Source organism: Escherichia sp. E4930, from assembly GCF_005845405.1.
GTDB lineage: Bacteria > Pseudomonadota > Gammaproteobacteria > Enterobacterales > Enterobacteriaceae > Escherichia.
In genome coordinates, this window is record NZ_VCDZ01000019.1 from 1 (window position 1) to 11,685 (window position 11,685).

Consider the following 11,685-nt stretch of genomic DNA (forward strand, 5'->3'; position numbering starts at 1 on the left):
AAATCAGCAGAACTGATATAATATCTGACCGTCATTTCTGGCTCTTTCTTTTGTTCTGCTATTATGGACCGAAAGGAGACTGCCACGCATAATTTCTTCAGCCCTTTCCATTCAAACGTGAAATCAATAAGTTCATCAGGGACATCGCAAACAATATGAAGACGGATCTCTTCTCTGCCGTGACTCTTTTCACTAATTGCGTAACTGTCATGCTCTGGATTATTTAATTCTTTCAGCGGAAATTTTTCCTCAAAGGCTTTATTTAGCCGCCCCTGGTTTCCTTTTACAGCGAATAAATAATCACCTCCCTGTTTTTGTATCTTCTCTGCAATATCTTTCTGGCAACCCATCGCATCAGTTGTGATAATCTTTCCTTTAATATCCAACATGTTAAGAAGTTCAGGGATAGCTGTGATCTCATTAGATTTCTCATCTGTCTTGATCTGTCCGATGACCAGACTGTGCATTGTTGAGAACGCACTAATGACATGAATCGCTCCCTTGCGGCGACTCTTGTCATAAGAATGCCGGAGCGTTTTTCCATCAATTGCAATGACGTCTTTATCATTTGATGAATGGCAGTCACGCATCCAGTTAATAAAGCACTCGTGAAATTTTGTAGGACTGATACAGGATACAACTCTGGCAATGGTATCGTGAACAGGAATACCATTTTCAAAATCACCATATTGCTTCAAAAAATCGAGATGTGTTTCCCCAAAATCCTCTATATCTTCCCATCCTTCTGCACCAGAAATAACGGCACAAATAGTCAACAGTAGAATATCCGATAATTTATATTCCACTTTCCAGGCTTGTCTGTAATCGGGAATAATAGAAATATGTTCCATCAATTTTTTAAGTTCCATTTTGCTCTCCTTAATTATGTAAGGAGTATTTGATCATGTATAAGTAATAAAAAACAGCTTCAGGTAATGAGGAATATCTCAATTTTTAAACATAAAATGCGAATTATTTAGTACAAAAAGTGTACTTCTGATGATCTTTCCCTGGTGTGCTGAACGAAGGTTAAATAATAAAAAAGCCGGGAAGGTAAATAAGCTTCCCGGCTTTATATCAAACGAATCAAGCCAATTCTCTTGCCGCTGATCTTCCATACTCTGTGTTGTTTAATAGCTCTCTTAAAGCGTCAATAGCAGATGGAATGTGTTTATTATGGGATATTAAAGAAAAAGCAGCCCCTTTAAACAAAATATAACTATCCTTTTGTATAATACTTAAGGCAAATTTTATTTCATTATCACCAATATTTAATAGGGATAATGTATTTATGCAAGAGACGATTAAGCTATCATCCTCATCTGAATTAATTATTTCAATAAGATCATTTATAATAAAACGATCATCATAATCACCCTTGTACAACCCAATGATTTTTACCGCTTCAATTCGCAAATCATCATCACATGAATCATCTTTTACCAAAGCAAGAAAAAATGATGCAAGTTCAAGATCTAACGTCGAATTGAAGCATACTAAAAAATCAAATTTCTCTGATTCTTTTAATGATTTATAAGTTTCTATAATGTTCTTGCTGTTATTCATGGTGATATTCCAGAAAGAATTAGTTTAGCTGTTAACTTATCAACATCATTAGACATTGATAATATCTGGTCTGCAATTTGAGGGGCATTCCCCCCGAGAATTGAATTCTCTCTACTAAGCCCAGTTCTGCTTACATCACCGGGTAGCCCACCTGTTCGCATATCTGGTTCATGCAACCAAACTTTCCCATCTCCGGCTGACCCTAGCTTTCTAACATAATCGCGACCTTGCTTTTCCACATTAGCCGTATAATTACTTATGCGTCGTTTTAAACCTTCCATTCCTTCTTCTTTCAATATTTTATTGAAAGCTCTTATCTGTCCCCTAATTTGTCGTTTAAGTTCTCGCAAATTAGTTATTTTACCTGGTTTCTGACGATGATGATATTCAAGAGTAGCGCATTTTAATCCAAGTGGATCAATATATGACAACGGATTAGGCGCGTAAGCATAGAGGTTTAACCCGCCTCTTAGCCCTATCGGGTCAGGCTGCGTAAACCGCCCACACTCCGGATTGTAGTACCTGAACAGGTTATAATGCAGTCCTGCCTCACGGTCAAGATATTGTCCCTGAAAGCAGCGAAGCACACCGCTATCGAGTTCGGTTATAGAATTTTATTTTACTATATTAAAAAATCCTCTATATGTGCCACCTTTAAAAATAGAATCTAACTCATCTAAAGAAATCTGAGTGTAGCATTCAGGCAATTTAATACAGCTAACATTTTCACCATCAAAAATATTAAGATAAATAAATGGATTAACACATTCATTTTTCATTCGATTCAAGATGAATTCCTTTAGTGACTTACGATATAACTCACCTTTTTTGCCTTCTCTATTTTTCCCAAAAAAATAAAAATCGCCTGAAGATATGCCATCATATATAATATTGGCTTTAATATTTTTCCCTAAATGTTCAACACTTATTTCCTCACCATGTAAAACATTTGGCAATGTATAATCATTAACACTGTTAAAACCATTAAAATGATTATTCATGGGCTGCTGTTTTTTTTCAAAATATATTAAATATACAGACATTTAATCACTTACATGAGAGTCAGGGTGGAAAATATGCCCATTACCAGCAGGCCCCTGATGTTGATTTGGGTGCATATGAGGTAATCGGCCTTTTGTGCTTCCCAACTTATCAGGATGGGGCCTGTGTCGCATAGGTTTACCTCTTCCAGCTGCTTTTGACAAACGACGAGCTTCTTTGATGGACTCAACAAATACATCTTTTCCTGCACGAAGCCTACCTATTGCATTTTTCCAAGATATCTTTTTACCTACAGAAACACCCTTATCTGTTCGCGTTGCTTGATAACAGGCTAATCCAAGTGGATCGATCCAGCCCAGCGGATTCGGTGCATATTGGTAGAGGTTTAATCCCCCCGCCAGCCCTATCGGGTCCTGGCTTACGAACCTCCCGCACTCCGGCGCATAATATCTGAACAGATTGTAATGCAGTCCTGTTTCTTCGTCAAAGTACTGCCCCGGCAGTCGCAGCGCCTGCTCAAAGTACGCCCCGCTGTTGCTGATGTCGCCCCGGTTTTCACCAAATCCCGCCTGGTAGCCCGCCCACACCAGCCTCCCGTCCGGCGCGGTCACCTCCTGTACCGCGCCCGTCAGGTCCGTGTGGTAATACCAGATTTTCCGGCTCTCTCCGCGCCCCGTGATGGCTGCCACCGGCGTGTACGGCTGTTCCGCGTCGTACAGGTATGTCCGCTTTCCCTGCCACGTTGTCTCCTGCAACAGCCGGAACCCTTCCCACACAAACGTCGTCCGGCTTCGTTCTCCCCGGTCGGTATGGAGATTGCTGGTCGCCTTGCTGATGCGCCTGCCCAGTGCATCGTACTGATACCGCGTCTCGCTGTTGCTGCTGATGACCCGCGTTAACTGGCCCTGCGCGTTCCACTCCAGCTGCTGGTCCCTGCGCTCTGTCAGTTCGCCCCATTCGTTATAGCGGTAACGGTCACGCCCGTAGCCCGGCAGGCGGTTATCCATCACCGCTCCCTGATATTCATCCGTCAGCAGGTTGCCGGCTTTATCGTAATAATAATGGTCATGGTCGTACATCTGCCCCGTGCGGCTGGTCAGCCAGCCGCTGCGGTCATAGCTGAACACCAGGCAACCGCGCAGTTTGTCATTGATGCCGCCGACTTCACCGTCCGCATTCCAGATATAGTCCCGCGCCGTCACGCTGTCGTTCTGCGCCGGAGGTTGACCGGCCTGCTGCGGATTCTGGCTGCCGCCTGGCAGGCTGCGCTGCCAGCTTAACCGGTTGTCGGCGTTGTAGCCGCTGAACGTCGTCAGCGCCCCCTGGGTACGCATCACCTGCCGGTGCAGGCTGTCACGCTCATATTCACTGACCGTGATACCGTCCAGCGCTGTCTGGAGCAGGTGCCCGCTGCCGTAATAAAGATGGCTGAGATGCTGCCCGTCCGGCAGGGTAATGTCGGTGGGATTGCCCAGCGCGTCACGCCGGTACTTTATGCTGCCGTGCACGCTGTGCTCTGCCGTCAGCCATCCGCTGCGGTCATACGCAAAGCGCACTCTGTCCGCCTGCATGTGGTGCAGCCGTTCCCCTACTTGCGTGGGGGTGAGCGTCACTTCCGTTATCTGGTCAAGACGGTTGTAGCTGAAGGTCCGTGTACTGTGCTGCGTGTCACTGCGCAACAGGCGGCCCAGCGCGTCACGCTCCTGCCGCTCATTACGCATCCCGCCTTCTGTGCCCTGCGTCTGGATGATGACCGGATACCCGCCCGCATTCAGCACAAAAATCCGTATCAGGCCGTCCGGGCGCTGTTCTCCCGTCAGCCGTCCGTTGCCGTCGTAGCTGAACCGGTAAAGCGCCCCGTTGCCGTTGCTCAGGCTGGCAATCCATCCCTCCGCGGTATAATGCCAGCGCGTCTCCCGTTTCTCTTCATCCGTATGGAGCGCCAGCAGCCCGCGCGGCGTATACTGCCAGGACTGTACGCTGCCCGTGATGCGACGGTGGCTGCTCAGTAACCCCAGCGCGTTCCAGGTGTAACGGTCCTGCTGTTTACCGGGGTGGCTGACCGTCTCCGGCAGCCCCAGACGGTTATAGCTGATGCGTACTGTTTTCCCTTCCGCGTCCGTCACCGCCGTCAGATTGCCGTCTTCATCGTATTCATAACCCGTGGCGCGCCCCGAACAGTCGGTGTAACGCCTCAGTTGGCCGCGCGCATCATGCACCAGTGCAACCAGGCCGCCCCGCGCATCCGTGCGGCTGACCGCCAGCCCCTGTTCATCATACCCGTACCGCGTGACGCGCCCTTCCGGGTCCGTCTCCCGTATCACCTGCCCGTGTTCGTTGTAATCCGCCTTCCATATGTGGTCGTCATCCAGCGCCCGGCGCGTGATTTCATCAAAACTGCCGTTCCACTGCGTCTGCGTCACCCGGCCTGCCGCGTCCGTCTCTTTCACCACCCGGCTCAGGGTGTCGTATTCCAGCGTTACCCTGCGTTCGCCGGGGAGTTCCACCGCTACGGGAAAATGGTTTTCGTTGTACGTGAAGCGGTACATTCCGCCGCCCGGCGTCCGGTGAGCAGTCACATACGTATCTTCATCAAACCACCACTGCCACTTCTGCTCCGGCCTGCCGGTTACCACCGTCTGCCCACCAGCAAAATCATAGTGGAACCGGTAATCCTCGCCGTCGCTGGTCGAGTGCTCCACCACTCTGGGAACCCCCTCAATCTCTTCCCAGCGGTAGGTACAGGTAAAGCCCGTCGCGTTGCGGTGCTCTGTCATCAGGCCATTTTCATAGGCAAACTGGCGTACCGTCACACCGGCCCCGTTCACCACGCCAGTCAGTTGCCCGTTATCGTCGTAGCGATATTCCACCAGGTTACCGGGACGCCCGCCTTTCACCAGTTCAATATGCGAAAGTCTTTCCCCTGCCGGCGTCACTGTGCGGTGCAGTAACAGATGGTGCCCGCTGCTGGAAGCCACCCGCACCAGCCTGCCGTTCTCACGCCCGAAAGCAATTCGCTGCCGGTACGGTGTCTCCATAAAAAGTAATGGCGCGACGCCGTGGTCATCAAACTCATCAAACACGTAGTAGCTGCGGTCGGTGTAATGCAGCACATAGCGTCCGTCATGCAGGCGGCTAAGGTAAAACTGCTCTTCGGGGTCAAATATCTGGTGACCCGGTGTCAGCATCGCTTTCGGATAACTTAACTCCCGACCTTGTCCGCCAATCAGAGTGATATGTTCCTCATCAGCTCGCAGGGTTATTTCCCAGTTCAGCCGCCATCCTCTGCCCAGCAATCCTTCAGTTTCCAGGTGGCTGGCATAAAAGCGCGAACAGGTAACAGGCAGACGACCCGGCAGGGTGAAATCCGTTTCCGGCAGCAGAATTTTTTGCCCTGTAGTGACATCCACCGGGTTACTGAACAACCCCATAGCGACCTCGGAAACGGCCATCCCGGTAATTTCGCCGCCAATAAATTTGGCCGCGCATTTTGTGCCAAATTTCGACCCCATCTTTGCCGCCTGGCGTGCGGCTCCGGCAAGTCCGCCAAGCATTCCGGCGACCACATACAGCACATCCACCACCTGACGCAGCCAGTCAGGGATTTCCGGGCTGATTTCCAGTACCGTTTGTGTACCACCGCCGAGAAAGACATTGGGGGAGCCGTCCTCAATCACTGCATCACACTCAGTGTGGTCATCCTTGCGGGCAGCTGGCTGGCTGTTGATGTAGATGTTGCCGGAACCCTGGGCAATGCGGATTTCCGGGGAATGGTCTTCGCATATCACCGTACTCAGTACGGCGCGGGCGGCCGGGCGACTGTTGGTGCTGACATTATCAGAACCGGTCAGAATTTTTCCCACTGTGGAATGTATCGAGCGCCCGATGGCTTCTCCCAGTTGCAGGACTCCGGAAGCTATCTGATCAGCCAGAAAACTCAAAATCAGCCCAGCCAAAAAGCCGCAGGTAACAAAAGCAAAGCTGGCGACGGCAATAATGGCGATACCTATGATGGCCCCTATCAAAAACCCGGCAAGGGCGCTGGTGTGGTAGATGGGATCATCCACCCGTGCGGCTTCATACATGACAAAACCTCCCTGTTTTTTTAGCTTTTAGCAGGCTGAAAACTGGTCAACCATGCAGTCCATAGCTGGTCGGTGTGCTCATCAAAAGGACGCTGACTGGTCAGCGTCAACACCAGTACCTTTGCTGGCCCGGTGATAAACCCGGCCTGACGCTGGTACACTTCTGTTTTTCCAGAACGATGAGTTGCGAGAATCTGTTCACCTGTCATGGCAGCTTCGCCAGTTCCCGCCAGTGCCGTTCCCCGCGAAAGTACCCGGTGCTGGCCCAGGTTTTTTTTCATCAAAGCTATCTGGCGGTCAATATAGGTGGTCAGGTTTTCATCGGACCTGAGCGTATCGCGGGAAATATTCAGACTGGGAGTTGCCCTCTCATTGCCCGACGGGACGAAGATATTGACGGTGCGATCAAGAAAAGTTTCAGGCAGGGCAAAGCTGCCCTCCTGAATACGGTAAAGGCTGGTCATAGATAAAATCCTTTTATTATTTTTTATTCAGAAGCATCCGGAGTGGATAACGGGGCAATATCATCCGCAGTAATGGCTTTTCCGCCATCCGGGTTCATATCAATGCCACTGCCAATGAGTTGCATAACATCGCTGGTGTGCAGTAAAAGTTGTTTTCCGCAAAACTCAATCGAGCCATCCTTGTGTAATACAAGCGCTGCATTGCCGCAACGAAGGGTAAATTGATCGCCAACATCCAGACGATATGTCGTTCCGACATTGATGGTTTGAGCCAGTTTGACGGAAAGACCATCATTTTTTGTGATGGTGGCATTACGGTCTTCTCCCACGCTGATGGTTTCATTTTTGACAATGGTTTTTGTGCGATCGACCATGATCGTGTGGGTTTCATTGTTTTTTACCGTAGTATTCAGGTCTTTTTCCGCGTGGAACTTCACTTCTTCCGCACCAGTTTTATCGTCAAAACGCAGCATATTTCCGTTAGTCGGCCCTCCCTGCAATGAGTGGCTGAATATCCCACTCTGCGACGCCATGCCCGGCAGCCCCCACGGCGGCATCGTGTCCTGGTTATAGGTGCGCCCCACGATGATGGGCAAATCCGGATCGCCGTTTTTGAAATCCACCAGTACTTCCTGGCCAATACGCGGGATCTGGATCATGCCAAATCCTTTCCCTGCCCACGGATAGCTGACACGGACCCAGCAGGAGCTGTTTTCGTCATTGTTACCGTAACGATCCCAGCCAAACTGCACCTTCACCCGGCCATATTTATCCGTCCAGATTTCCTGCCCCGCCGGGCCGGTGACGATGGCGCTCTGCGGGCCTTTGGTGTGGGGTTTGCTCAGGGTTCGCTGTGGGCGGTAAACTTCGCTGGTTGGGTGCAGTTCAAACGTGGTGACATAGGTAAAATGCTGATCCTGGCCGCTGTGCTGCGCATTGTCCCGTAAAAACAGCGTGGCCTGTACCAGCAGGTATTCCTGATTAATTTCTGCCGTCGGGTGATTCATCAATGTAAAGGTGTACCCGGTCATGAGGGTACGGATATGACCGGCCCCATGTGCCCGGCTGCCTGGGCTGCGCTGCGCTTCCATACGAATGCGCGTCAGCATCTCGCCTTCGCCCGTAGTGAAGTAATCACCAGGCCATTCGTAATGCTCGTATTCAGCATGACCGGTATCACGCGGACTGGCCACGGTACTTTTAAGCAGCGAACGAGGCTTCATAAAATCAAAATCGTCCATCACCCACTTTCCAGTACGCAGCCTCTCACTGGCCGTAATGGTGTGGATAAATTCCTTATCCAGTTTCAGCCCTTCCTGGTGCCACTCCACCAGCGGCGAGTCAGGGCACGCTTTATGACCATTGATGGCATCCGCCAGCACCAGCGTGTGGCTGTTCTCGCTGTGCTCAAACCACCAGTAAATCCCCCATTCCTGCATCAGGCGCTGGATGAAATCGAAGTCGGTTTCACCATACTGCACCTGCCAGGCGCGGGGTGGATAATTTTCCACCAGCCGCTTTTCCACCGGAAAAGAATATTCATCCAGTACTTCATCGAGAATCTCCACCACGGTTTTGTTCTGGAACGCCTTATAGTCGCTGGTGTGGGTCAGCAGCTTCAGCCACGGCTCAATGCGTAATTCATACGTTACCGAACGGCCCTCATGGCCGACTACCCTCGCCGCCGTCACCAGCCCGCTGATATACCGTTTTCCGCCACCGTCCAGTTCGATACTGACGCACAGGTCTTTGCCCACCATCGGCTGAAGCGGCAGGTTGGCTGCGGGGGAAACGTACCCCAGGTTCAGGGCATCCGGCGTTTTAAGCTGTACTGTGTAGGAAAACAGATTCCCAAGCCCTTCCGAACCATTCATGCCTGCAAACAAAAGCATCTGCGGCGGCACCGCACTACCACTTACTGTGACGTTATGCGCCCCCGGACCACCGGCTGCAATCGACGCCGCCGCATCCTGAACTGCACCAGCCATATCCGATATCCCTGCTGCTGCAGCGGCAGCCTGCGCAGCAGCTACTGCGGCTTTAACCAGACCTGACGGTTCCGGCAACGCACCAAACAGGTCCGCCGCGGCCTGTTCTGCCATCTGCTCGGCTGCATCAGCTACATCGGTTGCGGCTGAACCAGGGCTTATACCACCACTTTCTCTGGCTATAAGTGGCGTGGAGATAGCTGGCCCACGGTTACTGCCAGATTTATTACCCGTAGATACAAAACTCATGATATTTATTCCTTTAATATCGGATTAGAATTTAGCGCCCGGCTGCCAGAAAAAATAAGAAATAACCCGCCACTGTCCATCTTTATAATGAAAAAAACATGTCAGATTTAAATCCCCCCGCAAATGCCAAAACATTTCTTTGATGGGGATATTTCTGAATTCAGGATTTGTTGAGCGATAGGTATTTTCAATTTCTATATAATATTCGCCTACAAGTTTATAACGAGGCTTTATAAATTCATACGCTGGCTGACCATAGTTATTTAATAGAACATTCTCTTCAACTCTATTATACACACCACTCGCATTCAGATAAGCATGTACAGGAATATCAGGCATGCTATTTTTCGCCCCACCCACTATCAAAAAAATAATCACAGCGTATATTAGTTTCATTTTTTTACGCTTTTCACAAAAAAATTAGAACCCGGAACCATTCTATTTAACCGCTCAATGACATTTCCCATATAACGAGAGCGCAGTTCCATACCAATATTCATTAACGCACTGGCGTCCCCAGAGAATGGTGTAGTTGCTTTATCTGCATCATCACTATAGTATTCATCAGTAAGATATCCAATAATATGCCCAAGCTCGTGAGACAGCCCTATTTGCTCATGGCAAATTTTTGATGAACCAAGGCATTTAGCTGCTGCAACTATATCTTTAGAGTCAAGTTCAACGTATCGACTATTCCAGACAATGGAACTCTGACGAAAACTATTTGGATCATCATTATCAATTTTAAACACCACCACATCCCAATACCCATGCCGATCAGTCTGAATTATTTCTATTGTGAAAGATAAATCCTTACCATTAAACTTACTGACAAACTCAGACTTCCCAGAAACGGATAAAAAAATCTTATTATTCCATGTTTGATTAATGACAAAAATAACTTTCCCATGAAAGGCATTTTTCTCCATATCTGTCCAATCAGTTTTTGCATCCCATCTTTTTATCCAATTATATTTCCATCTGAGCAACAATGAGATTGCACCATTTTCACGGTCAATTTTTAAATCTCCCCAAGCATCATTGTCCCTGATATATCGTTTATCCAGCATTAAGTCGTCATAAGCATCGTATGCCTGCTGAATAGCCTCATCCTGAGAGTTACCCATGTTCACCTCCTTATATTGCTATATATCCAATAAACCTGAAGATGCTTGCTTACCCACCAACGCAGATGGGACCAAGGGTAGCCTGAAGTAAACAGATAGCAATCAACTTGAAGTTCATGGGTATATTTGTTTCCCCATCTGCACGTTTATCGTCATATTTTTGTATAGCTATTCTCAGCATTCGTGGGCACATTATTTTTTCTCCAGTCGCAAAGCATCCACATACCGCCCCTTGCTGTTCTGCTGCCAGAACCATCCATGCCCCTGCTGCGCCTGCGTTAACATTTTTGCTAGCCAGCACGGTCACGGCAGGCAATTCCATGACATGTACTACTCATCCGTACAACCCAGCCCCCGGCGCTGAACCACTTCACTGGCAAACGTTGCTCCGGTTTTTTTCATTATTCCTTTTTGTATTTTTTGCAGCGCGGAAAATGAGATTCTCCTGCATGAATACTCTTCCCATATATCACCAGTTACAGGGCTAACTGAAAATAGTCCCCACACATCTGTCGCACCGGCGGAAGGAGAATTATAACCTACCCCAAAACTAAAATACCCAGGATGAAACAGGTTACCTTTTTTATCCTTCAGAGAACCGTCAAGAAAAACCCCAGACAATTCCACATTATATTTTTCATTTTTTAGTGAAAAAACCAATAATGCCTGCGTCTGTGTTTCAGTAAGACCTGACTGGTTAACATTCGTTAGATCAAACCGCGGCACATTCCTGATAAGAATTTCAGCACAACAATTCACGGACACGACCATGAAAAGCAATACTAATATTAATTTACAGGACATGTTATTCTCCGCTTAACCATATTAATCACCCCCACTAACTCACTAGCATAACCGGTATGGCCGCCATTACTGTTTTTACCTGAATTAAAACCAGAATCAATCAATGCCTGCGCAAATTGCTCCGGAGATTTTTTATTTCTGACCGCATTACCAAATCGGATTGCAAAGGACTTTCCGCTAGTTGAAAAAGAGGTATAAGTGGCAACCCAAACCTTATTACTCCCCAGCGGGTGAACCTGCCCTGACTGTAAAGGTGTCGGACCATGCATGGAAAAATAGTTATTGTATTCTGTCGCGATTCGACCCTGCCCGTAAAAGGACTCCTTTGCGGCAAGCCCCAGGATATTTTCTACGGGCACATCAAGTTGTTTAGCGATTAATTCACATTCTTTCAGATATT

At 48.5% G+C, this 11,685-nt stretch carries 11 protein-coding genes and 1 pseudogene; all 12 read right to left on the reverse strand.

Annotated elements, in window-relative coordinates:
* Positions 1-869 (reverse strand): ISAs1 family transposase (locus FFT88_RS19400; protein WP_135403842.1); only part of this gene is annotated, 869 nt, incomplete at its 3' end.
* Between the two features lie 217 nt (positions 870-1,086).
* On the reverse strand, positions 1,087-1,566 hold the full coding sequence (locus FFT88_RS19405; RefSeq protein ID WP_135403843.1) for a HEAT repeat domain-containing protein: 480 nt from the start codon (positions 1,564-1,566) through the stop codon (positions 1,087-1,089).
* Positions 1,563-2,153, reverse strand: coding sequence for an RHS repeat-associated core domain-containing protein (locus FFT88_RS25665; RefSeq protein WP_276606039.1), 591 nt, complete (start codon positions 2,151-2,153; stop codon positions 1,563-1,565). The genes FFT88_RS19405 and FFT88_RS25665 overlap by 4 nt, the downstream gene beginning before the upstream one ends.
* Positions 2,154-2,180: 27 nt before the next feature.
* A complete protein-coding gene (locus FFT88_RS19415; protein WP_135403844.1) occupies positions 2,181-2,609 on the reverse strand; it encodes a hypothetical protein in 429 nt (142 codons plus the stop codon).
* Positions 2,610-6,653 carry an RHS repeat-associated core domain-containing protein gene (locus FFT88_RS19420; RefSeq protein ID WP_240731076.1) on the reverse strand — a complete coding sequence of 1,348 codons (4,044 nt, stop codon included), beginning with the start codon at positions 6,651-6,653 and terminating at the stop codon, positions 2,610-2,612.
* A 20-nt stretch (positions 6,654-6,673) separates the two neighbouring features.
* Positions 6,674-7,117: a DcrB-related protein gene (locus FFT88_RS19425; protein ID WP_130209707.1), complete on the reverse strand. Its 444-nt coding sequence runs from the start codon at positions 7,115-7,117 to the stop codon at positions 6,674-6,676.
* A gap of 23 nt (positions 7,118-7,140) precedes the next feature.
* A complete protein-coding gene (gene tssI / locus FFT88_RS19430) occupies positions 7,141-9,354 on the reverse strand; it encodes a type VI secretion system tip protein TssI/VgrG (RefSeq protein ID WP_135403845.1) in 2,214 nt (737 codons plus the stop codon).
* Between the two features lie 24 nt (positions 9,355-9,378).
* The gene (locus tag FFT88_RS19435; RefSeq protein ID WP_089621603.1) at positions 9,379-9,750 is read right to left on the reverse strand and encodes a hypothetical protein; all 372 of its coding nucleotides are present in this window, start codon (positions 9,748-9,750) and stop codon (positions 9,379-9,381) included.
* Positions 9,747-10,481: a hypothetical protein gene (locus tag FFT88_RS19440; RefSeq protein WP_097315889.1), complete on the reverse strand. Its 735-nt coding sequence runs from the start codon at positions 10,479-10,481 to the stop codon at positions 9,747-9,749. Before FFT88_RS19440 ends, FFT88_RS19435 begins: the two co-directional genes overlap by 4 nt.
* 192 nt (positions 10,482-10,673) lie before the next feature.
* Positions 10,674-10,769, reverse strand: a pseudogene (locus FFT88_RS25675) (cytoplasmic protein); the annotation flags it as partial.
* A gap of 42 nt (positions 10,770-10,811) precedes the next feature.
* Entirely contained in the window at positions 10,812-11,285 is a 474-nt protein-coding gene (locus FFT88_RS19450; RefSeq protein ID WP_130218498.1) for a hypothetical protein, read from the reverse strand.
* Positions 11,270-11,644 (reverse strand): glucosaminidase domain-containing protein, encoded by a 375-nt coding sequence (locus tag FFT88_RS19455; protein WP_240725983.1) that lies wholly within the window; start codon positions 11,642-11,644, stop codon positions 11,270-11,272. The genes FFT88_RS19450 and FFT88_RS19455 overlap by 16 nt, the downstream gene beginning before the upstream one ends.
* Positions 11,645-11,685 lie beyond the last annotated feature (41 nt).

Coding starts and splice junctions, on each gene's coding strand:
- FFT88_RS19435 (WP_089621603.1), bottom strand. CDS start 9,750: ATGAAACTAATATACGCTGTGATTATTTTTTTGATAGTGGGTGGGGCG.
- FFT88_RS19420 (WP_240731076.1), bottom strand. CDS start 6,653: ATGTATGAAGCCGCACGGGTGGATGATCCCATCTACCACACCAGCGCC.
- FFT88_RS19415 (WP_135403844.1), bottom strand. CDS start 2,609: ATGTCTGTATATTTAATATATTTTGAAAAAAAACAGCAGCCCATGAAT.
- FFT88_RS19450 (WP_130218498.1), bottom strand. CDS start 11,285: ATGTCCTGTAAATTAATATTAGTATTGCTTTTCATGGTCGTGTCCGTG.
- FFT88_RS19425 (WP_130209707.1), bottom strand. CDS start 7,117: ATGACCAGCCTTTACCGTATTCAGGAGGGCAGCTTTGCCCTGCCTGAA.
- tssI (WP_135403845.1), bottom strand. CDS start 9,354: ATGAGTTTTGTATCTACGGGTAATAAATCTGGCAGTAACCGTGGGCCA.
- FFT88_RS19405 (WP_135403843.1), bottom strand. CDS start 1,566: ATGAATAACAGCAAGAACATTATAGAAACTTATAAATCATTAAAAGAA.
- FFT88_RS19440 (WP_097315889.1), bottom strand. CDS start 10,481: ATGGGTAACTCTCAGGATGAGGCTATTCAGCAGGCATACGATGCTTAT.